Annotated in this window: 13 protein-coding genes and 2 pseudogenes; 5 read left to right on the plus strand and 10 right to left on the minus strand. The window is 60.3% G+C overall.

The features are described 5' to 3' along the window. Nucleotides 1-332: 332 nt before the first annotated feature. Together T3A99_RS18500 and T3A99_RS18505 are read right to left on the minus strand one after the other, a co-directional pair. Nucleotides 333-1,916 carry a peptide chain release factor 3 gene (locus T3A99_RS18500; protein ID WP_047229034.1) on the minus strand — a complete coding sequence of 528 codons (1,584 nt, stop codon included), beginning with the start codon at nucleotides 1,914-1,916 and terminating at the stop codon, nucleotides 333-335. 165 nt (nucleotides 1,917-2,081) lie between these two features. Then, entirely contained in the window at nucleotides 2,082-2,990 is a 909-nt protein-coding gene (locus T3A99_RS18505; RefSeq protein ID WP_288915609.1) for a hypothetical protein, read from the minus strand. 176 nt (nucleotides 2,991-3,166) lie between these two features. Between T3A99_RS18505 and T3A99_RS18510 the strand changes: the two are divergent. Continuing rightward, nucleotides 3,167-3,357, plus strand: a pseudogene (locus tag T3A99_RS18510) (glycine/betaine ABC transporter ATP-binding protein); the annotation flags it as partial. A 3-nt stretch (nucleotides 3,358-3,360) separates the two neighbouring features. Here the strand turns inward: T3A99_RS18510 and T3A99_RS18515 are convergent. Then, complete coding sequence (locus tag T3A99_RS18515; RefSeq protein WP_322834670.1) at nucleotides 3,361-4,932, minus strand: hypothetical protein; 1,572 nt, start codon at nucleotides 4,930-4,932, stop codon at nucleotides 3,361-3,363. 50 nt (nucleotides 4,933-4,982) lie between these two features. Next, nucleotides 4,983-6,428, minus strand: a complete 1,446-nt coding sequence (locus T3A99_RS18520; RefSeq protein WP_047229037.1) for a DUF2599 domain-containing protein — start codon at nucleotides 6,426-6,428, stop codon at nucleotides 4,983-4,985. 629 nt (nucleotides 6,429-7,057) lie between these two features. On the opposite strand from T3A99_RS18520, the gene T3A99_RS18525 reads away from it, so the two are divergent. Both T3A99_RS18525 and T3A99_RS18530 read left to right on the plus strand, forming a co-directional pair. Then, nucleotides 7,058-8,221, plus strand: a complete 1,164-nt coding sequence (locus T3A99_RS18525; protein ID WP_047229038.1) for a type III PLP-dependent enzyme — start codon at nucleotides 7,058-7,060, stop codon at nucleotides 8,219-8,221. 191 nt (nucleotides 8,222-8,412) lie between these two features. Beyond that, entirely contained in the window at nucleotides 8,413-10,938 is a 2,526-nt protein-coding gene (locus tag T3A99_RS18530) for a sulfite reductase flavoprotein subunit alpha (protein WP_322834671.1), read from the plus strand. Nucleotides 10,939-11,077: 139 nt separating this feature from the next. Here T3A99_RS18530 and T3A99_RS18535 read toward each other — a convergent pair whose 3' ends face one another. The 4 genes from T3A99_RS18535 to ptsP form a co-directional block, all read right to left on the minus strand. Continuing rightward, nucleotides 11,078-12,619: an alkaline phosphatase D family protein gene (locus T3A99_RS18535; RefSeq protein ID WP_139049125.1), complete on the minus strand. Its 1,542-nt coding sequence runs from the start codon at nucleotides 12,617-12,619 to the stop codon at nucleotides 11,078-11,080. 200 nt (nucleotides 12,620-12,819) lie between these two features. Next, the gene (locus T3A99_RS18540) at nucleotides 12,820-14,562 is read right to left on the minus strand and encodes a PTS fructose-like transporter subunit IIB (protein WP_107321866.1); all 1,743 of its coding nucleotides are present in this window, start codon (nucleotides 14,560-14,562) and stop codon (nucleotides 12,820-12,822) included. Nucleotides 14,563-14,576: 14 nt separating this feature from the next. Further along, complete coding sequence (gene pfkB / locus T3A99_RS18545; RefSeq protein ID WP_047229042.1) at nucleotides 14,577-15,518, minus strand: 1-phosphofructokinase; 942 nt, start codon at nucleotides 15,516-15,518, stop codon at nucleotides 14,577-14,579. Continuing rightward, nucleotides 15,518-18,382: a phosphoenolpyruvate--protein phosphotransferase gene (ptsP, locus tag T3A99_RS18550; RefSeq protein WP_047229043.1), complete on the minus strand. Its 2,865-nt coding sequence runs from the start codon at nucleotides 18,380-18,382 to the stop codon at nucleotides 15,518-15,520. The genes pfkB and ptsP overlap by 1 nt, the downstream gene beginning before the upstream one ends. A 289-nt stretch (nucleotides 18,383-18,671) precedes the next feature. Here ptsP and cra point away from each other — a divergent pair, with 289 nt between their 5' ends. Next, complete coding sequence (gene cra, locus T3A99_RS18555; RefSeq protein ID WP_047229044.1) at nucleotides 18,672-19,667, plus strand: catabolite repressor/activator; 996 nt, start codon at nucleotides 18,672-18,674, stop codon at nucleotides 19,665-19,667. A 20-nt stretch (nucleotides 19,668-19,687) separates the two neighbouring features. Further along, nucleotides 19,688-20,464: a TatD family hydrolase gene (locus tag T3A99_RS18560; RefSeq protein ID WP_322834672.1), complete on the plus strand. Its 777-nt coding sequence runs from the start codon at nucleotides 19,688-19,690 to the stop codon at nucleotides 20,462-20,464. 58 nt (nucleotides 20,465-20,522) lie between these two features. Here the strand turns inward: T3A99_RS18560 and T3A99_RS27940 are convergent, their stop codons facing one another. Continuing rightward, nucleotides 20,523-21,452 (minus strand): methyl-accepting chemotaxis protein, encoded by a 930-nt coding sequence (locus T3A99_RS27940; protein ID WP_370695208.1) that lies wholly within the window; start codon nucleotides 21,450-21,452, stop codon nucleotides 20,523-20,525. Continuing rightward, nucleotides 21,429-22,520, minus strand: a pseudogene (locus T3A99_RS27945) (methyl-accepting chemotaxis protein); the annotation flags it as partial. The gene T3A99_RS27940 and the pseudogene T3A99_RS27945, both read right to left, overlap by 24 nt. Between the last annotated feature and the right edge of the window lie 209 nt (nucleotides 22,521-22,729).

Consider the following 22,729-nt stretch of genomic DNA (forward strand, 5'->3'; position numbering starts at 1 on the left):
TTTTTTGCCCGCTGAAGTTCCAGTGTGGGAGCGAGCCTGCTCGCGATGGCGGTGGGTCAGCAGCTTTGAGATTGACTGACACTCCGCTATCGCGAGCAAGCTTTGCTCCCACGGAGGAATCTGGGCCGAACACAATTTTTTTGCCCGCTGAAGTTCCAGTGTGGGAGCGAGCCTGCTCGCGATGGCGGTGGGTCAGCAGCTTTGAGATTGACTGGCACTGCGCCATCGCGAGCAGGCTCGCTCCCACCGGGGGTTGGTGGTGCCCAGTCGTTAAGTGGAAATAAAAAACCCCGCAGCTTTCGGTGCGGGGTTCTGGGTGTAAAGCTCAGCGCTTAGTGATGCTCACGCGTCGCACGGAAGTTCACATCCGGCCAGCGCTCTTCCATCAGCGCCAGGTTGACACGGGTCGGGGCCAGGTAGGTCAGGTGACCGCCGCCATCCAAGGCGAGGTTTTCCACGGCCTTGTTGGAAAACTCTTCGAATTTCTTCTTGTCGCCACATTCGACCCAACGAGCGGAGTACACGGTGATCGGCTCGTAGGAGCACTCGACCTTGTATTCCTCCTTCAAACGGCTGGCGACGACGTCGAACTGCAGCACACCGACAGCGCCGAGGATGATGTCGTTGCTGCGGGTCGGGAAGAACACCTGGGTGGCGCCTTCCTCGGCCAGTTGCTGGAGGCCCTGGCGCAGTTGCTTGGATTTGAGCGGGTCTTTCAGGCGCACGCGGCGGAACAGCTCCGGGGCGAAGTGCGGGATGCCGGTGAAACCCAGGGCTTCGCCCTCAGTGAAGGTGTCGCCGATCTGGATGGTGCCGTGGTTGTGCAGGCCGATGATGTCACCGGCAAAGGCTTCTTCCAGTTGCTCGCGTTCCGAGGAGAAGAACGTCAGGGCATCGCCGATGCGTACGTCCTTGCCGGTGCGCACGTGGCGCATCTTCATGCCTTTTTCGTATTTGCCCGAGCAGATGCGCATGAAGGCGATGCGGTCGCGGTGCTTGGGGTCCATGTTCGCCTGGATCTTGAACACGAAGCCGGTGAACTTCTCTTCCACCGGCTCCACGGTGCGCTCGTTGGCGACGCGGGCCAGCGGGCGCGGTGCCCAATCGACCACGGCGTCGAGCACATGGTCGACACCGAAGTTGCCCAACGCGGTACCGAAGAACACCGGGGTCAGTTGGCCGTCGAGGAATTCCTGCTGGTCGAACTCATGGCAGGCGCCTTGCACCAGCTCCAGCTGCTCGACAAAACGGTCGTACTCGTCGCCCAGGTGGGCGCGGGCCTCGTCGGAGTCGAGCTTCTCGATGATTTTGGTTTCGGTGCGTTCATGACCATGCCCGGCGGTGTAGACGATGATGTAATCGTCGGCCAGGTGGTACACGCCCTTGAAGTCGCGATAGCAGCCGATCGGCCAGGTAATCGGCGCGGCCTTGATCTTCAGGACCGCTTCGATCTCGTCGAGCAGTTCGATCGGGTCGCGGATGTCACGGTCGAGTTTGTTGATGAAGCTGACGATCGGCGTGTCCCGCAGACGGCAGACATCCATCAGGGCGATGGTCCGTGGCTCGACGCCTTTACCGCCGTCGAGGACCATCAGCGCCGAGTCCACCGCCGTGAGGGTGCGGTAGGTGTCTTCGGAGAAGTCTTCGTGGCCCGGGGTGTCGAGCAGGTTGATCATGTGATCGCGATACGGGAACTGCATGACCGACGTGGTAATGGAAATACCCCGCTGTTTTTCCATTTCCATCCAGTCGGAGGTGGCATGGCGGTCGGACTTGCGAGATTTCACCGTGCCGGCCACCGCAATCGCCTTGCCCATCAGCAAGAGCTTTTCGGTGATGGTGGTCTTACCGGCATCGGGGTGGGAAATAATGGCGAAAGTGCGGCGTTTCGCGACTTCGGCGGCCTGTTTGGTCATGGGAAATCGCCTGGCAGGTGATTCAAAAAAGGGCGGCGATTATAGCCCAGAACCCCCTCTATGGACCACCTGCGCAAGAGCAGCCTAACGACTCGCCCCCCCTCGACGGCACACGTCCAACGCAAGAATCAGACATCTTCATCACCGCTGCCCAGCCCCAGAGGTTCAGGATGAGATAGCCTGATCAGCGGGAATAAACTCAAATCTCGCGTCATTTGCGGCCGTTTGGGGAAGCGTAATCTTGATCATGGGGATCCAAATGCCGGTCTGCGTTTTAAAGTCCCGTTGATCATATTGAGCGCCAACCTTACCCGTATCATTGATGTAAAAAACGGCCTCAATCGGAAGGGTCTGACCAATATTCTGAGCCCACTTTCTCACGCGAAATTCATTCTGCGTACCAAATGCGGAGACTGGAAGTTGCCCCTGGGCCTTCACGCCCTCGGTGAACGCGACGGCGCCTCGTTCATCCAGCTCGTCACGAACATCGAAGCCACACAATGCACCGTACATACCTGCGTTAGCGTTGAAATGGGCAATATAGTGCGCGGCTGTGGTAATACCTTGGGATTGGCAAGGTCGGCTGTTGGGGCGATTGGGATATTGACCACAACCTTCGTCAGGTCGATGGTCAGTGGCGCCGTCGACTGGAAAGAAGCACAGCACCGCCAATGCGATCTTTCCTGTCGGTTTAAAAAAATCGGGATAAAGAATAAAGCCGTTATTGTAGCCAAATACTAATTTGCTGAACTTCGCGTCTTTACGCAGCCAGGAAAAAGAGACGCCCGTCGATGCTGGGTTGGGATTCCAAAAATGAAACTGCGTGGAGTGTTGGGTTGCCCGTAGCGTCACCCCTGTGCATAAAAACGACGGCGCCGAGGGGTTGTTGCGACACATGGTCAAGACGTTGTTATAGGCTTCCGTGAGATAGGCCGCTATTTCTGGACCGGTACCTGCGCCTTGGACGCCAACAGCCTGTCCTGACGGCTCATCAATAGTGCTCCTATCCAATTCATGTGTTGCACAGCCAGCCGTCAACAATAAAAACAGCACAATGCAAAATTGTCTTTTCATTTCAGACTCCCATACATGAACAGACAAGGCTCTAAGTAAGCTATGTCTTTTTCAGGCTTTTTCCGTTAACAGTTTTATCTACGCTACAAGAGCGCTCCCCTTCGAACACCTGTCAACTTTCACAGTGCTCAATACTTATTTGAAATAAAAAACCGAGTGTTCCTTCTTAATCCACCAGAGAAGAAGTGATCAGCGAGAGCAATCAGAACAAGGCCCAGGGTTTTGTACGACGCCGCGACTTGCACCGTCAGAACGGCGCCTGCTCGCAGTACCTGAGCGAATGAATCGATGCCGAGTACCTAAGCTCCGGCAAGTCCCGTGGGGTAAGACCAGTATTGTTTCGCCAGCCGAGACAGCGTTGGCCTGACGTTTATAGCTGGACCCGGAGCACTTGGGAAAACAACCACTGCGGGCTGAGTTTGGTAAACACCGAATAATTGATCAGCACCGTTTTTCCCTTGTGTTTCGAGACCCAGGTCGGGTCAAGAACGAAAGAATTGGGCTTACCGGCCGTAACCAGCTGATGGGCCGTATCAAGGAAGGTTTCCCCTATGACACGTACGCGCAGGGTCGAGCCCGACGGAGCTGGAGAGTTGACTGTGACTGTCCCCGAGGCATAACTGGGTGCCGGAAGCACCAGCGCCTGGGGATCGATGGTCAGAAACCGCACCCCAGACTCCAGGGTTTCACCGGCACCGCTTTTCTTGATGGTGTAGCTCACCGGTACGGTGAGCCCGATGCTATCGACGACCTCAGTGCGGGGAATCAGCACCTGTTTGTTCGCGGGAAGCTCGCCGTATGCGACCGGCGGACTGCTGTATGGCACCCGGCCTCCCCACCGAACGCTCAAGATATCGGAGGCGGCAATTGCTTCGGTGGGCAATTGCACGATGAGGTATTCATCCCTATAGATATCCTGAGTGTTCAGACGGTCGCCAGAGACTGTGCTGTAAGCCTTGGGAATGGTGGGTGCAGCAAAAGCGGGCATCGGGATAACCGGGGAGATCGCCTGGTCCGCACTCACATATTGGAAACTGAAATGACCTTGTGGGCTGGGGGGCAATGTGACACGAACGATGGGGACAACAAGACCGTTGGTGCGCTCATGATATTTTTTTTGGTCGATTCGGGAGGCTTCCAGATCGTTTGAGCCGGTGATCCAGAAAAACGCCTGGATGGGCAGCGCAGCCGGATTTTTTTCTGGCCAGGCTTCGATGCGAAGCTCGTTGTGATTCTTGAAATTAAAATCGGCGCCCCCTGCCTCAAGCTCAACAAGTTTTCTGACTTGCAATCCCGCATTGAAGTTAGCCACGGCTTGCTCATTCAACGCATCGTTGAGCATCCACGCGCAACTGGCAGGATTTCCGTAACTGACCCTTCGAAAATGGGTCAGCCAGGCCCTGGCAGTGAAAATATTCTGTTCATTACAGGGTTTACTCAGGGGATAGACGAACTGAGTAATGCTGTCACGGCAACCGCGGGCGCCCGGTTTGCTGCGATAGATCGTCGCGCCATCGTAGGGAAAATAACAGATGATCGAGGGCCTTATTTTTCCCTGCGGAGCCCGGAGGGTGGGATAAAAAATATAGCCATGCCGCGCTTCGTTGTTGCCCCATGGCGCACCACCGAACTTGGCGTCGGCCCTCAGGTAGGAAAATGAAACCGCGCCGCTGGTCCTGGAAAATTCGCTATGGTCCCAAGGATCGAAGTTTCCTGCGTTGGTCGTGCGTGCCACGACACCCGTGCATAAAAAAGCAGGTGCCGTGGCAGCGCCACAGTTGACCGCGGTGTCGTAGTAGTTGCGAGTCAAGGCGGCTGCGGTTGCTTCTCCTGATTGCACGCTCGTGGCCACGAGCGCTTCGCTAAAGGACAGCGGCGAAACACAAAGACTGCCCAGTAGAATCAGCAGCTTTGCTGATTTTTTAAGCGTGAGAGTTGCCATGTTCGTCGCCTTGAGTATCCCGGTCGGGTCAACAGGCTGATCTGACCCTTTCAATGAGGATTACACCGGTTATCACCCGGCAATTTAATAATCACATCATGGGCCACATAGGGACGAGCGGGCTCAAGGCTCCACGTAGGTTTATTCTCGGCGATATCGGGGGAATCAAGATGGCAGGCCAACTGACGGCGCATGCTGCTGCCCATGTTATCGAAATTCCAGTCCTTGCGATTCGGATCAAGGGCAGCAGCCTTGATCGCCAGCTCGGCCAGCACGACATTGGTTTTCCCTACGCCGGCTTTTCTTCCGCAGGCCGTGGGCGTGACCTTAAGCGATGAAATTTTTCCCAATACGGGTTCTACATAATTGTTATCCCACTCGATCTTTTCTATGTAGTTATCGCAGGAACGACTATCCACCGGGGGTTGAACATGCTGATCGGCGGGATAGTAAGCAAATTTCGCGTCCTCAGCGATCGAGTTCGGAAATTGTATTTTTATGATCGGCTTCCACGTATTGTCTTGCTCTACCCATCGGCGCTGATCATCTCGAGCAAGCTCACGGGACGTAAAAGTCTTTGTAGTTCTGTCAATGTAATCAATACCACTCTCATAAATAAAAGCAGCGATAGGGAGCTCCAGGTACGTGGCTTTTGCTGAGTCGCTGTCACTGGCGACAGGCGCATCAAACTTCACCCGTGCCTGACTGCCCCAGTCCCTTTTCCAGTGTTTATTAGGTGGCCAGGTTTCAATTCGCAGCTCCGACTGGGTATGGATCGCATCGTCCTTTTCCTCAGGATCATTGGCCAAAATTTTTCGTGCTTCGACAAACGTATTGAATGCATCAGCCTTGTTGTAGGTACCGAAGTAGTCTCTCGTGGTATCAAAGCCGCATTGAAACTTGTGCGCTTTCGTGGCTTCAGGGTCTCGGGTTTGACGGTCATAGTGCTCCATCCACGCCTTGGCATTGCTGATGCCCAGCTTCTGGCAATAGTCCTCGACAACGCCGAGGGAGTTCCCGTTCTCCTGATAATCGCCGCAGCCGCTGTTGTTTCGATAATTCGTCCAGGAATCAATAGGAAAGGCACACAATACTTTGATTTTGAATTGCGTCTTTTCATTCACAAAATCATTGGGCACCAAGGCAAAACCATTGAACCTGAGCATACCCAGCCCATTGTACTCAACATCTTTTCTTAAATATGAAACCGATGTACCTCCGGCCGCTATACCGGTGCCCCCCGCTTCCAGGCTCTGCGATAACGGACTGGGATCCCACGGCAAATAACTCTGTTTACTGGCGATCCCTCTAAGTATCAATCCAGAGCAATCAGACGCCAACCTGCCACTTCCACAATCCCGTGCGGTCAATCGATACCAGTACTCCATCAATTTGGCCGTATCGGTGCCAGGGCTTGCCTGCAACAGGCTGGAGCCCGATACAAAACCGAGAAACAAAGAAATGTTTAATATCCGTATGACCCGACGCCTGCGCATGACTCTCTCCTAGAGCTTTTCATCGCTCAGCTCAATCAGTTATGCAATCCCGCCTAATAACCTGCGTTCCCGGCATAAACCCAACACCGGTTTTATTCAGCGGCGAGTACAACTGGAGTCTTGAGTATTCGATGATCGCTTCGTCGCGCCCACTGTCGACACTTACAGTTTTTTAGATCTGTTTAAACGATTTCCTCATAACCGGCCGCCAATCAGTCAACAAATGATCTGCCATGAAACGCCCTTCCAAGCTGCCATGTGCAAATGGCCAGCCTGGAGGCCTGTGTCGCATTGCCGAGGAACATCTGACTGTCACACAGGTCGGTTACATCAGGAGCTGTCGCGGGCCGCACGACGAATGAGTGCAAAAACGCGACATTTTTTGTTGATCTCAGGCCCCTCACGCCCTAAAGTTCGCGCCGAACGTCCATGCTGGAAACGATCCATCCGGCTCAAGTACTGACGACGAGACAGCAAGGCCAAGGGAATCAAGCATCCCGTGGCCTTTTTGCTTTCGGCGACATGCCTTGGGAAGTAGGCGAACCAAAGTGGGGATACGGAGGACGTTCACGAGGGCTGCTTGCCCTTACACCCATTGATCCTGATGTTTGCCAGTAGGAGTCCCAAGTATGTCGATCCAGGTCGAAGATTATTTCGCGCGCGAGACCTTTCAGAAAATGAAGGCGTTCGCCGACAAGCAGGAAACCCCGTTCGTGGTGATCGACACCGCGATGATCTCCCAGGCCTACGATGACCTGCGCGCAGGTTTCGAATTCGCCAAGGTCTATTACGCCGTCAAGGCCAACCCGGCAGTGGAAATCATCGACCTGCTCAAGGATAAAGGCTCGAACTTCGACATCGCTTCGATCTATGAGCTGGATAAAGTCATGAGCCGTGGCGTAGGCCCGGATCAGATCAGCTACGGCAACACCATCAAGAAATCCCGGGACATCCGCTACTTCTACGAGAAGGGCGTGCGCCTGTATGCCACCGACTCCGAAGCCGACCTGCGCAACATCGCCAAGGCCGCGCCGGGCTCGAAAGTCTACGTGCGCATTCTTACCGAAGGCTCGACCACCGCTGACTGGCCGCTGTCGCGCAAGTTCGGCTGCCAGACCGACATGGCCATGGACCTGCTGATCCTGGCCCGCGACCTGGGCCTGGTGCCGTACGGCATTTCCTTCCACGTCGGTTCGCAACAGCGTGACATCAGCGTCTGGGACGCGGCCATCGCCAAGGTCAAGGTCATCTTCGAGCGCTTGAAAGAAGAAGACGGCATCGTGTTGAAGCTGATCAACATGGGCGGTGGCTTCCCGGCCAACTACATCACCCGCACCAACAGCCTGGAAACCTACGCAGAGGAAATCATCCGTTTCCTCAAGGAAGACTTCGGCGACGAACTGCCGGAGATCATCCTGGAGCCGGGCCGTTCGCTGATCGCCAACGCCGGCATCCTGGTCAGCGAAGTGGTGCTGGTGGCCCGTAAATCCCGTACCGCCGTCGAGCGCTGGGTGTACACGGACGTGGGCAAGTTCTCCGGCCTGATCGAAACCATGGACGAAGCCATCAAGTTCCCGATCTGGACCGAGAAGAAAGGCGAGATGGAAGAAGTGGTCATCGCCGGCCCTACTTGCGACAGCGCCGACATCATGTACGAAAACTACAAGTACGGTTTACCGCTGAACCTGGCCATCGGTGACCGTCTGTACTGGCTGTCGACCGGTGCCTACACCACCAGCTACAGCGCGGTGGAATTCAATGGCTTCCCGCCGCTGAAGTCGTTCTACGTGTAATTCGCTGGTCGCTGGACCCGAAAGCCCGTGACTGTGTCACGGGCTTTTTTGCAATAGCGCGCAACGCGCCCATCAGCGCAATGCTATTGACTTCAGGCTTGTCTGAATCATGTGGCTTTTATGTGTGTTTATGAATGGTTCTCGATAACATGCGCGCCATGATGAACAGCAATGACTGAAAGGCGAGTGACGTGTTTAAGAAAACCCTGTTCCAGTTGCACTGGTTTTTCGGCATCAGCGCCGGGCTGGTCCTGGCGTTTATGGGCATTACCGGTGCCGCGGTGTCGTTTCAGGACGAAATCCTGCGGGCGTTGAACCCCCAGGTGTTGATGGTCCCGAAACAACCGGAAGGCGTCCTGCCGCCTGCCGAGCTGGTGCAACAGATCGAGGCCGCTTCCGGTAAAACCGTCGCCATGCTTTGGGTCGAGACCGACAGCGGCCACGCCGCACGGGCAATTTTCGCCGCCCCGCCTGGGGAAAAGCGCGGGCCCATGCGCTATTTCAACCCGTACAACGCACAATTCATGGGCGATGTGGTGGGCCAGGATCTCTTCGCTCTGATACTCAGGCTGCATCGCGTCCTGGCCTTGGAGGATGTGGGTCGACAGATTACCGGTGCCTGCACGCTGATCCTGGTGTTTTTCTGCCTGTCCGGGCTGTACCTGCGCTGGCCACGCCAATGGAAAAGCTGGCGTGCCTGGCTGACCCTCGACTGGGCGAAAAAAGGCCGCAGCTTCAACTGGGACCTGCACTCGGTGGCGGGCACCTGGTGCCTGGCGTTCTATCTGCTGGCGGCCCTGACCGGCCTGACCTGGTCCTACGATTGGTACAACAAAGGCGTGACCCACCTGCTCTCCGATTCCCCCGAAGAAGAACGGGTGCGCAACCGCGGCCCAGCGCCGAGCGGCCCGCCGCCGGTGGCCGATTATCGGGCCATGTGGAGCAGCATCTACAGCGCCGCGGGCCCTGGCCTGATCGCCTACAACGTGCGCATGCCGCCGGTGGCCGGGCAACCGGCAACGGTGTTCTACCTGCTGAAAAACTCGCCTCATGACCGGGCGCTGAACCAGCTCATCCTCGACCCGGCCACCGGTGTCATCAGTGGTCACAGCCGCTACAGCGACAAGAGCCTCAAGGCGCAGTTGCTGACCAGCGTCTACGCCTTGCATATCGGCAGCTATTTCGGCCTGATCGGGCGGATCCTGGTGACGGTCGCCGCGCTGACCATGCCGCTGTTCTTCATCACCGGCTGGTTGCTGTACCTGGACCGTCGCCGCAAGAAGCGCCAAATCAAGAATGCCCGCCAGGAGCTGGGTGCCAACCGCAGCGATGCGCCCGCCTGGCTGATCGGGTTCGCCAGCCAGAGCGGTTTCGCCGAGCAACTGGCCTGGCAGACCGCCGGCCAGCTCCAGGCTGCCGGTTTGCCGGTGAAGGTCCAGCCGCTGGCCGGTGTCAGCGAGCAGGAGCTGAGCAATTGCAGCCACGCCTTGTTCGTCGTCAGCACCTTTGGCGACGGCGAAGGACCGGACAGCGCCCGGGGTTTCGAGCGCAACGTGTTGGGTCGGGCCATGAGCCTGGAGCGCCTGCAGTATTCGGTGCTGGGCCTGGGCGATCGGCAATACGAAAACTTCTGCGGCTTCGCCCGACGCCTGCACACCTGGCTGTCGGAGCACGGCGGCAAGACCCTGTTCGCTCCGGTGGAAGTCGACAGTTGCGACCCTTACGCCTTGCGTCACTGGCAACAGCAATTGGCCGAACTGACCGGCCAGGCTCCGCTGGACACTTGGCAGGCGCCCAGTTTCGAGAACTGGACCCTGCACCAGCGCACCTTGCTCAACCCCGAGAGCAGCGGCTCAGGCGTGTATCTGTTGGGCCTCACCGCGCCCGGCCCGAGCAGTTGGCTGGCCGGTGACCTGGTGGAAATCCTGCCGCGCAATGACCTGTCGGCCATCGACCATTTCCTGGAGGGCCTGGGCATCGCCGGCGTTGCTCGCGTGCAGGTCGATGGCTTGCCCCAGCGCCTCGATCAGGCCCTGGCCAACCGCCAACTGCCGGAAAATCGCGCCCATCTGGTGGGCATGCATGCCCAGGCCCTGGTGGATGCCCTGGCGCCACTGGCACTGCGCGAATATTCCATCGCTTCGATTCCCGCCGATGGCCTGCTGGAACTGATTGTGCGCCAGGAACGTCACGCCGACGGCAACCTGGGTATCGGCTCCGGTTGGCTCACCGAACATGCGCCGCTGGGCAGCGCCATCAGCCTGCGGGTACGCCGTAACAGCGGCTTCCATCTGCCGCCTCAAGGCGTGCCCATGATATTGCTGGGTAACGGCACCGGTCTGGCCGGCCTGCGCAGCCTGCTCAAGGCGCGGGTGGCCGAGGGCATGCAGCGCAACTGGCTGCTGTTCGGCGAGCGCCAGCGCGAGCATGATTTCCACTGCCGTGATGAATTACAGGAATGGGTGACCTCCGGCGATCTGGAACGCCTGGACCTGGCGTTTTCCCGGGATCAGGAACAGAAAATCTACGTCCAGGACCGCCTGCGCGAATCCTCGGTCCTGCTCAAGCAATGGCTGGTCGATGGTGCGGCGATCTATGTCTGCGGCAGCTTGCAGGGCATGGCGTCGGGCGTGGATCAGGTGCTCAACGACGTGCTCGGCGCCGCGGCAGTGGAGCGCTTGATCGAACAGGGCCGGTACCGGCGGGATGTCTACTGACAAGCCACCCGCTAAAACACTGCCCTCTGTGGGAGCGAGCCTGCTCGCGATAGCGGAGTATCAGACGGCACTCTTGTCGACTGACACAGCGCATCGCGAGCAGGCTCGCTCCCACATTGATTGGTGGCGTACTTGAAACTCAGACCGGCTGCAACTTCTTCTCGAACACTGCCACGCCCTCCAGATCCCGCAACACCACGCTCATCTCCCCGCTCGACCCATCGATGTTCACCTCGCCAAAGAACTGGTATCCGGCAAACGGCGACGTGTTCTGCGCCGGGGGCGCTTTCTGGAACACCACTTCGGGACCGAACGTCTTGTCCAGAGGATTAGGCCCGAAGCTGCCGGCATTCAACGGCCCGGCGACAAACTCCCAGAAGGGTTCGAAATCCTGGAACGCGGCCTGTTCCGGGTGGTAATGGTGGGCGGCGCAATAGTGCACGTCAGCGGTGAGCCAGACGTAGTTGCGCACCTGATGCTTGCGTAGGTAGCCGAGCAACTCGGCGATCTCCAGTTCACGGCCCTGGGCCGGCCCCGGATCACCGTTGGCGACCGCTTCCCAGCGCGACACGCCGGGGCTGACTTCGCCGTCGGGCACACCCAGGCCGATGGGCATGTCGGCAGCAATGACTTTCCACTGGGCACGGGACTGCTTCAGTTCGCCCTTGAGCCAGTCCAACTGCTCGCGACCGAGAAAGGGTTTGGCCCCGCCGAGGTTGGCGTCGTTGGCTTCGCGGTAGCTGCGCATGTCCAGCACGAACACATCCAGCATCGGCCCGTAAGCGAGCTTGCGGTAGATCCGCCCGCCGCCGTCGGCCTTCTGCAAGCGCATGGGGGCGTATTCCAGCCAGGCCTGCCGCGCACGGCCCACAAGACTGTGGATATCCTTGGTCTGGTAGCGTTCATCCAGTTGCTTGCCCGGCGACCAGTTGTTGACCACCTCATGATCGTCCCATTGCCAGATCTGCGGCACTTCGGCGTTGAAGCGACGCACGTTCTCGTCCATCAGGTTGTAGCGGTAGTTGCCACGATATTCGTCCAGGGTCTCGGCGACCTTGCTCTTGGCTTCAGTGGTGAGGTTGCGCCAGATACGCCCGCCTTCGGTGGTGATCTGCGCCGGCACCGGACCGTCCGCATAGATGGTGTCGCCGCTGTGGATAAAAAAATCCGGCAGGCGCAAACGCATGGCTTCGTAGATGCGCATGCCGCCAATGTCCGGGTTGATCCCGAAGCCCTGGCCGACGGTGTCGCCGCTCCAGACAAAGCGGATGTTGCGCTTGAACTGCGGCACGCTGCGCAGGTGACCGAGCCAGGGCTCACTGGCGACGCCGGTCTGGGCGTCTTCAAAATGCACGCGGTAGAAAATCGCCTGGTCAGGCGGCAGCCCGGTGAGCTCGACCCGAGCGGTAAAATCGCTGCGGCTGTCGACCAGTGGCGAGACGAAACGCCGCGGGTTGGGCAACTGGCTGCGGGTGTCCCATTCCACCACCATCCGGGCCGGGCGGTCGCAGCGGCTCCAGATCATCGCCCGGTCGCCCTGCAAATCGCCAGACTGCACGCCATCGGTGAGCACCGGGCGATCCTTGACTGAGGCAATCACCGCCGGCGCCAGCCCCGGCAACAACAACCCCGCACCCACGGCTTGCATCACACGGCGACGGCCCAGGTCAAATTCGCTCATGGTGTTTCCCCCAAATGGGGAAACTTAAGCATGGCAGTGTTAATCAGGCGTGACAGGGATCTTGTGAACACCCCAAAACCACTGTGGGAGCGAGCCTGCTCGCGATTGCAGAGTATCAGGCAACCCATTGTCGACTGATACACCGCTATCGCGAGCAGGCTCGCTCCCACAGGGAATTTTCATTGTTCAAACTTAAGTGATCAGGCCTTGGCCGGCTCCAACGCCATCTCCACCACTTCCGGCCGCTTGAGCAGCGCATAGGACACCGCCGTCAGCAGGCTCCCCGCCACGATCGCCAGCAAATACAACAACGCATGGTTGATGGCATTGGGGATCAGCATCACGAACAAGCCACCGTGAGGCGCCATCAGTTTGCAGCCGAAGTACATCGACAGCGCACCGGTCAGTGCGCCGCCGGCGATGCTGGCCGGGATCACCCGCAAAGGGTCCTTGGCGGCGAACGGAATCGCCCCTTCGGAGATGAAGCACAGCCCCAGCACCAGCGCCGCTTTACCGGCCTCGCGTTCGGTCTGGGCAAACTTGCGACGGGCGATAAAGGTTGCGATGCCCAGGCCAATCGGCGGCACCATGCCAGCGGCCATGGCCGCCGCCATCGGAGCATAACTTTGCGACGCCAGCAGTCCCACGGAAAACGCATAGGCGGCCTTGTTGATCGGCCCGCCAAGGTCGACACACATCATCGCCCCCAGCAAAACACCCAACAGAATCGCGTTGGTGGTGCCCATGCTGTCGAGGAAATGGGTCAGGCCATCCAGCATGCCCGCCACCGGTTTGCCGACGATGTAGATCATCACCAGACCGGTAAACAGGCTCGCCAGCAGCGGGATGATCAGGATCGGCTTGAGCGCTTCCAGGCTCTGGGGCAGGCGCGCGTAGCGGTTGATCGCCTTGGCCGCGTAACCGGCCAGGAAACCGGCGATGATCCCGCCGATGAACCCCGCGCCCAAGGTGCTTGCGAGCATCCCGCCGATCATGCCGGGCGCCAGGCCGGGACGGTCGGCGATGGAATAGGCGATGTAGCCGGCCAGCAACGGCACCATCAGTTTGAACGCGGTGTCACCGCCGATCTGCATCAGCGCCGCCGCCAGCGTGCCGGGCTCCTTGAACGCGGTAATGCCAAACACGAACGACAAGGCGATCAACAGACCACCGGCCACCACCATCGGCAACATGAACGACACGCCGGTCAGCAGGTGCTTATAGACACCGGTCTTCTCCGTTTTTGCCGCAGCACTGGCACCGCCCGACGCGCTTTCCTGGCGGCCTTCGGCAAGCGCCTTGTTCAGGGTGGCTTCGGCCTGCTTCAAGGCAATGCCGGTGCCGCAGCGATAAATTTTCTTGCCGGCAAAACGCTCGGTGGCGACTTCGATGTCGGTGGCCAGCAGCACCACGTCGGCCTCGGCGATGGCCTCGGGGCTCAACGGATTGCGGGCGCCCACCGAGCCCTGGGTTTCCACCTGCAAGTCGTAACCGAGCTTCTTCGCTGCCTGCTGCAACGCCTCGGCGGCCATGAAGGTATGGGCCACGCCGGTTGGGCAAGCAGTGATGGCGACCAGACGAGGAGCCCGCTCAGCCGAAACCGCAGGTGCCTCTTCCAGCACATCCGACTCGACAAAAACCTTGGCCTCTTCGGCGCCGCGACGCAGCACCGAATCGACATCCTGCAGGGCCTGGGCCGGGGTGCTGCGGAACAGACGTTTGCCGACGAACCGCGACATATCCACCGGGCCGCTGGCTACCAGCAACACCCACTCGGCCGCTTCCAGGGTCGCCGCCGATAACTGGCGCTCCGGATGGGCCGCGTCATGGACTTCCACGCTGGTGCTCCAACCCTGGCGCTGGGCTGCCGCGTCCAGCAGGCGGGCGCACAACACACTGGTGACCATGCCGTTCGGGCAGGCCGTCACAATGGCTAATTTCATTCTTGCGAACCCTCTTATTGTTCGGTCAGGGGGCGCACGCGCACGCCCTGTTCAAGCGACGCCAGCAACGCGGTGTCATGGATGCCAAAACCGATCTGCGTCACGGCCATGGCGGCGATGGCCGTGGCGGTGCGCAGGGTCTGTTGCGGCGTATCGGCGCTGAGCAGGCCATGCAGCATGCCGGCCAGCAGCGAATCGCCGGCCCCCACGGTGCTGGCGACAGTGACGCTGGGCGGCGAGGCATGCAGCGCCGAACCGACACTGAACCAGTTCACACCGTCGGCGCCGTGGGAAATCACCACATGCTCGATGCCTTGGGCGTGCAATCGTTGCGCCGCTTCCGCCTGGGCAAATTCGCTCACCACGTCGCAACCCAGCGCATCGGCCAGTTCCTCGGTGTTTGGCTTGATCAGCCACGGCCCCGCCGCGAGGGCGACGCGCAAGGCTTCGCCGCTGGTGTCGAGGGCCACGTTCAAGCCCAGTGCCTTCAAGCGAATGATCAGCGCCTGCAACCATTGCGGGCTGACGCCCCGGGGCAGGCTGCCCGCCACTACCACGGCATCGTGGCCCGGGGCGATGTGTTCCAGTCGCTCAAGCAGCGCTTGCTGCGCGGCGTCATCAACTACCGGGCCTGGACCGTTGAGGTCTGTGATGCGTCCGTCCTGCTCGGCCAGCTTGATGTTGCTGCGGGTCTCCCCTGGGACGCGAATAAAGGCGTCGACAAAACCGCGCTGGGCGAACAGCGTTTCGAATGCCTGGGCGTTGTCTTCACCGAGAAAGCCGCTGACAGTCACGGTGTGGCCGAGGTCAGCCAGCACCTGGGCCACGTTCACGCCCTTGCCGGCGGCGTGGCTGTGCATGGCATCGCTGCGGTTGACCTGACCGGGTTCCAGGCGCGCCAGTTCCACCGTGAGGTCGAGCGCCGGGTTGAGGGTCAGGGTAAGGATCTTGGCCATTACAGCGCCTCCACTAATGCGCGCACGTCATTGGCGCTGCCCACGGCCAAGGCCTCTTGGGCGAGGATTTTTACCTGCGCCAGGCTCACTTCGCGTACCCGCGCCTTGACCTCGGCAATGCTGCGTGCCGAAACACTCAGCTCGTCTACGCCCAGGCCCACCAGCACCGGCACCGCCAAAGGGTCGGCCGCCAGCTCACCGCACACGCCGACCCACTTGCCATGCGCATGGGCGGCACGCACGGTGATGTCGATCAGTTGCAGCACCGCCGGGTGCAGGCCGTCAGCCTGAGCCGAAAGGGTTGGGTGACCGCGGTCAATGGCCAGGGTGTATTGCGTCAGGTCGTTGGTGCCGACACTGAAGAAGTCGACTTCCTTGGCCAGCACCGGCGCCAGCAATGCCGCGGACGGCACCTCGATCATGATCCCCAGTTGCAGGTCCGCCACCGGGATCTCCAGGCGCAGGCGCTCGGTCATGTCCCGGGCCTGACGCCACTCATCGACGCTGCCCACCATCGGGAACATGATCCGCAACGGACGGTTGTCGGCAGAACGCAACAAGGCGCGCAATTGCGCTTCCATGACCTGCGGACGTTGCAAGGTCAGGCGAATGCCTCGCACGCCGAGAAACGGGTTTTCCTCTTTCGCGATCGGCCAGTACGGCAGCGGTTTGTCGCCGCCCACATCGAGGGTACGCACCACCAGCGGTCGCCCGGCCAGGCCATCGAGCACCTTGCGGTATTCGGCTTCCTGAGTCGCTTCATCGGGAGCCTGGGTATGAGCCATGAAAATCAGTTCGGTGCGCAACAGGCCAATGCCTTCGGCGCCCTGCTCCACCGCACTGGTGACACCGGCGCTCTCGCCAATGTTGGCGAACACTTCCACGGCGTGACCGTCACGGGTCAGCGCCGGTTGATGACGTTGTTCGGCTGCGACCTTGAGACGTTGCTCACGGGTGTCGCGCTCTTCGGTGGCCCGCTGCAGCGTAGGCGCGTCGGGGTCCACGTGCAGGCGACCGCGCTGGCCGTCCAACAACAGTGAAGTGCCCGGCGCCAGCAGCAACACCGCCGCACCGGCCCCCACCAGCGCCGGGATCCCCAGGGCTCGGGCGACGATGGCACTGTGGGCGGTGGCGCCGCCGCGCGCGGTGAGAATCCCCGCTACGCGGGCGGGGTCCAGACGGGCGACGTCGGATGGGCCAACCTCGTCCATCACCAGAATGTAAGGTTGCTCGGGTTCGCTCGGGGTTTCGACGCCGCACAACTGCGCCAGCACACGCCGACCGACGTCCCGCAGGTCGGCGGCACGTTCGGCGAGCAGTGCGTCCTGCAGCGCTTCCTGTTCTTTGGCAGCCGCTTCGATCACGCCCATCCACGCCGCTTGCGCACTCTCGCCCAGCTTCAATCGAGTGTCGACCTCATCGGTCAGCGCCGGGTCGTCGAGCATTTCCTGATGGGTGATAAAGATTTCGCGGATGGCCTTGGCCTTGGCGCGTTCGACCAGACCTTCGATGTCGCGGCGCACTTGGTTCAAGGCGTTTTGCAAGCGCTCACGCTCGATGGCCGCTGATTCGCCGCGCAATGGATACTCGAAGGCCTGCAACACCTGGATGTGGGCCGGGCCGATGGCAATGCCTGGAGCGGCGGCAACGGCCTGGATCAAGCTGCCGGATTCGGGCGCCAGCACGACGGCAGCCACTTCGGCCATGGTGGTTTGCTGAGGCGCACTCGGTGGCGGCAGCGGCTCGACTTCTTCGCCAAGGCCCTCTTCGATGGCGGCCAGCAGCGCCGGCAAGGCGTCAGCGGCGATGCTCGGTTCGGCGATGAACTCCAGGACCTGGCCGCGACGAGCGCCCAGGCTCAGCAATTTGCTCAGGCTCTTGACCGACACGGCGCTGTCCTGGCCGTCGACGATGCGCACGCGGATCTCGCCTTCGAAGCTTTTCGCCAGTTGCGCGAGGATCTTCGCCGGACGCGCGTGCAAACCATGGGCATTGGCTAGGCCGATGCGGGCGCTGGGCCAATCGGCGGGCAGTTCGCCGCCCAACACTTCCAGCACCTTGCGGCTGCTGGTGGCGCGCCCCAGTTCATGGCCGCGGCCTTCGATCAACAACGCGCAGAGCCTTTCGAGCAAAGCCTGGTGAGCCTCGCCGAGGCTGGCGAGACAGAACAGACCGCTCAAGGGCTGACCGAGGTAACGGATGGGCTTGTCCGGCGTGACGAAGGCCAGGCCCGGACGCTTGACCGTCTGTTCGCTGTGCAGCCACCACAGGCCATCGCCCAATGGCAGCGCCTCGACCTGCTGCAACACTCCAGCAAAGCCGTTGCTCACACAGTCTGCCTGGCGCAGCAGACGGGCACCGCGCCAGACCAGCTCTTCGAAATCGTCGGCCGACACGCCGAGGCCGATCATCTGCGCATCCAAGGCCAGTTCCTGTGGCGCGCCTTGCAGCAGCTTCAACAGCGCTTCGGCCGAACCTGCGCGGCGCAGGGCCTGGCCCAGGTCGGTCTCGCCGAGGGCGCGGGTCAGCAGTTGCAAAAGACGCAAGTGTTCGTCGGACTTGGCCGCGATACCGATCGCCAGGTAAACGATCTGACCGTCACCCCAGTCCACACCGTCGGGGAACTGCAACAGACGCACACCGGTGGAGTACACAAGATCGCGGGTTTGCGGGGTGCCGTGGGGGATGGCAATACCTTGGCCAAGAAAGGTCGAGCCCTGGGCCTCGCGAGCCTGCAAGCCGGCCAGGTAACCCTCGGCTACAAGGCCATCGGCCACCAGTTTGTCAGCGAGCAATTGCAGCGCGGCGTCTTTATCCACAGCCGTCTGGGCCATGGATATCTGCTCTAGAGTGAGCTCGAGCATGCTTTCTCCTTTTTGGCGTCGGGTTGGCGCCAGGTATTGTTTTGAATGAATCAGCTTAGCGTTACAGGACGGCATTTGGCGCTATCGCGGCAGACGGGCCAAAAAATCCTGCTAACCTTGAAAATACGCCTGCTGAAACGTTTAATCTAGAAAGATTGGCACGTTACTCGATAATCTCTCATCCTTGAAGTGCAACTTGTCGCCGCCGTCGCGACAGTAACCGTCGTCCTGAATCGGGTAGGATGCCCCTCATTGTCGGGGCAAACTCGAAAAAACAAGGAAAACCGGGTTGAAACTCAGTGATATCGCCCAGTTGGCCGGTGTGTCCGTGACCACCGCCAGCTATGTCATCAATGGCAAGGCCGAACAGCAACGCATCAGCAGCGCCACCGTCGAACGTGTACGCGCCGTGGTCGAGGAGCATGGCTTCACGCCCAACCCCCAGGCTGCCGGGTTGCGCAGCCGGCATACGCGCACGCTGGGTTTCATCCTGCCGGACCTGGAAAACCCCAGTTACGCCCGCATCGCCAAACTGCTGGAACAGGGTGCCCGAGCGCGGGGCTATCAATTGCTGATCGCCAGCTCCGACGATGCGCCCGAGAGCGAACGGCAACTGTTGCAACTGTTCCGCGCCCGACGTTGCGATGCGCTGATTGTCGCCAGTTGCCTGCCTGCCGGGGACGACAGTTATCGCCAGTTACAGGCCAAGGGTATCCCGATCATCGCCATCGACCGGGTGATGGAGCCTGCGCACTTCTGCTCGGTGATCAGCGATGACCGCCAGGCCAGCCTGCAACTGACCCGTAGCCTGCTGGAAACCAATCCCCGCCAGATCGCGCTGATCAGCGCCCGGCCCGAATTGAGCATCAGCCAGGAACGCACCGCCGGGTTCAACGAAGCCCTGGCCGGGTTCGAAGGCCAGGTGCTGATCGAGCACGGCGAGTCGTTCAGCCGTGAATGCGGTCGCCAGTTGATGGACGAATTGCTCGCGCGACTGGGGCACCTGCCTGATGCGTTGATCACCACCTCCTATGTGCTGCTGCAAGGGGTGTTCGACGCCCTGCACGACTTCCCGCTCAAGTCGCGCCCACTACGGTTGGGCACCTTTGGTGATACGCAACTGCTGGACTTCCTGCCGCTGCCGGTCAACGCCATGTCCCAGCAGCACCAACTGATCGCCGACAAAGCCCTGGCGCTGGCCCTGGCCGCCATCGAAAACGATGATTACCAACCCGGTGTGCAGGCCATCCCACGCACGTTCAAGCAGCGCATTCATCAGGGCTGAGCATTCTTCAGGATTGAAGCATGGAACTGATCGATACCCACACCCATCTGGATTTCCCCGACTTCGATGCGGATCGCCCGGCGCTGCTGGCCGAAAGCCGCGCCTTGGGCGTGCGGCAGATGGTGGTGCTGGGGGTGTATCGGGATAACTGGCAACGGGTGTGGGATCTGGTGCAAAGCGACCCGGACCTGCACGCCGCGCTGGGCCTGCATCCAGTGTATCTCGACCAGCATCGCCCCGATGATCTGGGGCAATTGCGCCAATGGCTGATCCGCCTGGCTGGGCATCGGCAGTTGTGTGCGGTGGGGGAAATCGGTCTGGACTACTTCATCCAAACCCTGGATCGGGAGCGCCAGCAGGCATTGTTCGAGGCGCAACTGCAACTGGCGGCGCAATTCCAATTGCCGGCGCTGATCCACGTGCGCCGCAGCCACGCCACCGTGATCGCCACCCTCAAGCGCATTGACCTCAAGCGCGGGGGGATTATCCACGCTTTCGCTGGCAGTTTTGAGGAGGCTCGCGAGTACATCAAGCTCGGCTTCAAGCTCGGCCTTGGTGGCGCCGCCACTTGGCCTCAGGCCCTGCGCATGCATCGGGTACTGGCAAAACTGCCGCTGGACGCGGTGGTGCTGGAAACCGATTCGCCGGACATGGCCCCGGCGATGTTCCCCGGCCAACGCAACAGCCCGGCGCATTTACCGGCCATTTGTGAAGCACTGGCTGGGATCATGACAATCAGCCCTGAGCAGCTGGCAGAGGCCAGCACGGCCAACGCCCGCCAATTGTTCAATTGGTGACCCCCTGTGGGAGCGGGCTTGCTCCCACATTGGATCGGTGGTGAGCACCATCCTTTAACTACACCCGAAACGCATTGATCAACTGCTTGAGCTGCACCACTTGGGCGGACAACTCACGGCTGGCGTCCTCGGTCTGGTGCGCGCCTTCGGCGGTGCGTTCACCGGCGCGATTGATCTCGACGATGTTCTGGTCGATGTCATGGGCCACGGCCGTCTGCTGCTCCACCGCTGCAGCGATCTGCTGGTTCTGGTCGACGATCATGCCGACGGCGCCGAGGATATTTTCCAGCGCCTGCTGGACCTTTTCCGACTGCCCCACCGTGCCACTGGCCATCTCATGGCTGGTGCCCATGGCTTTGACGGCAGCGCCCACGCCGCCGTGCAGGCGGGTGATCATTTCTTCGATTTCTTCGGTCGATTGCTGGGTGCGCTTGGCCAGGGTCCGCACTTCGTCAGCCACCACCGCGAAACCGCGCCCCTGCTCTCCGGCCCGTGCGGCTTCGATCGCGGCGTTGAGCGCCAGCAAGTTGGTCTGTTCGGCGATGCTCTTGATCACGTCCAGCACACGACTGATGGCCTGGCTGTCAGTCGCCAATTGATTGATCACCTGCACCGACTGATCGATCTCGCTGGCCAAACGCACGATGCTGCTCTGCTGTGACTCCACCAGCCCGCGCCCGCTGAGGGTTTCGTCGTTCACGCTGTGGGCGCTACTGACCGCCGCGGCGGCGCTACGAGCCACTTCCTGGGCGGTGGCCGACATCTGGTTCATCGCCGTGGCGACCAGTTCGATCTGACTGCGCTGCCCGGACACGGCCTGGTTGCTCTGGGCCGACACCGCCTCCACCTGCCCGGCCTGGCGCTCGACCTCGGCAACGGTTCGGCCGACCTGTTCGATCAGGTCATGGATCTTCGCCACCGTGCCATTGAACACTTCACCCAACTCCCCCAACTCATCCTTGCTGCGCGCCACGAAGTTGACCGTCATGTCGCCCGCTGCGACCTTGTCCATCATCTCGCCGAGATGTTTGAGGGTGGTGCGGGTCGAGGCGTAGAAGCCGGCGTACAGGTAAAAGATCAGCAGAAATACGGCGACCAGCGCAACGGCTTGCAGCACCATGTGGCTGCGGTTCTGCTCCAGGCGATGCTGCAACTGAACATCCAGAAAACCCAGGGTTACGTCGTTCAGTCGGTAGGTTTGCTCCATCAGACTGCTGACCTGCTCGTAAAACGGCAGCCATGGAGCATCCAGCGTGTCAGCCATCACCACCTGATCTTCGATCAGCTCACCGGCTTTCTTCAAGGTTGCCTTGCTGCCTTCGGCCTGACTGGCAAGCGCCTGCTCGGCCGCCTGGCTGGAACCCAGGGCGTCCTGAAGCTTGAGGTCATATTCACCCTGCAGCTTTTCGATTTGCCCCAGCAACTCGTCGAACCGGGTGCTCGACGCCGAATTGAGAAAGCCCAGGCCCAGGGACGCAGCGCCCAGCGCACGGCCTTCACCGAGGGTTTGGGTCACGTTGGGGGTCACGCTGATGATCAATTCGCTCAGTTGGCGGATGTCGCCCTGGTTGTCGCGGCTCAGGCCAGCCTGGCTGGCGATGATTTGACTGAACATCTGCGCGCTGTTGAGCAGCTTGCCAATCAGTGCGCTTTTGCTTTGCAGGGAGCGCTCGGCCTGCTGGGCCTTGAAAGCGGCAATCATTTCGTCGCGCTTGGCATCGAAGGCGCTGACCTGTTCAGGATCGACGGCCATGGCTTTCAAGCTCTGCAACCGCGCCAGCACCTGCTTTTCAAGGGTGCCGATCTTCGCTTCCACGTCCCCGGCCTTGCCGGACTGACCGAGGCTGGCATTGATCTGCACCAGATTGTTCAGGGTTTCCAGCTCGCGCCGCAGGGTCAGGCTGTTGCCCAGCAGATCGAGGCTTTGCAGCTCCACTTGCGTGCCCTGGAATTCGCGATAGGAATCGCGCACCAAAAAGAAATTGGTCACCAGCATCGGCAGCAGGAACAACACGCTGATCAGGCTGAACTTCATGCCGAAGCTCAGGCGGTTCATCAGCGCGACGGCGGGCCAGAGCAAACTCTTCACAAGGAAGTCTCCCGGTTGTATTTCTTGTTTTTATGGGCAGGCGCACAGAGACAGCAGATAGCCACTATTTGGGCGCTGTCCCTGTATAGCCTAAATCGGCGGGAAGATTTGTAACTTAAGGTTAACGACGAGCCGTGGCACGGTTCTTGTGGCGAGGGGATTTATCCCCGCTGGGG

The organism is Pseudomonas sp. N-137 (genome assembly GCF_034555295.1).
In the GTDB taxonomy this organism is placed as follows: Bacteria; Pseudomonadota; Gammaproteobacteria; order Pseudomonadales; family Pseudomonadaceae; genus Aquipseudomonas; species Aquipseudomonas rhizophila.

What these genes read in the sequence shown, in the direction of transcription:
- T3A99_RS18540 (WP_107321866.1), bottom strand. Translation starts at nt 14,562, where the DNA reads ATGAAATTAGCCATTGTGACGGCCTGCCCGAACGGCATGGTCACCAGT.
- T3A99_RS27940 (WP_370695208.1), bottom strand. Translation starts at nt 21,452, where the DNA reads ATGACGGTCAACTTCGTGGCGCGCAGCAAGGATGAGTTGGGGGAGTTG.
- T3A99_RS18560 (WP_322834672.1), top strand. Translation starts at nt 19,688, where the DNA reads ATGGAACTGATCGATACCCACACCCATCTGGATTTCCCCGACTTCGAT.
- T3A99_RS18515 (WP_322834670.1), bottom strand. Translation starts at nt 4,932, where the DNA reads ATGGCAACTCTCACGCTTAAAAAATCAGCAAAGCTGCTGATTCTACTG.
- T3A99_RS18505 (WP_288915609.1), bottom strand. Translation starts at nt 2,990, where the DNA reads ATGAAAAGACAATTTTGCATTGTGCTGTTTTTATTGTTGACGGCTGGC.
- T3A99_RS18535 (WP_139049125.1), bottom strand. Translation starts at nt 12,619, where the DNA reads ATGAGCGAATTTGACCTGGGCCGTCGCCGTGTGATGCAAGCCGTGGGT.
- T3A99_RS18525 (WP_047229038.1), top strand. Translation starts at nt 7,058, where the DNA reads ATGTCGATCCAGGTCGAAGATTATTTCGCGCGCGAGACCTTTCAGAAA.
- T3A99_RS18500 (WP_047229034.1), bottom strand. Translation starts at nt 1,916, where the DNA reads ATGACCAAACAGGCCGCCGAAGTCGCGAAACGCCGCACTTTCGCCATT.
- ptsP (WP_047229043.1), bottom strand. Translation starts at nt 18,382, where the DNA reads ATGCTCGAGCTCACTCTAGAGCAGATATCCATGGCCCAGACGGCTGTG.
- pfkB (WP_047229042.1), bottom strand. Translation starts at nt 15,518, where the DNA reads ATGGCCAAGATCCTTACCCTGACCCTCAACCCGGCGCTCGACCTCACG.
- T3A99_RS18520 (WP_047229037.1), bottom strand. Translation starts at nt 6,428, where the DNA reads ATGCGCAGGCGTCGGGTCATACGGATATTAAACATTTCTTTGTTTCTC.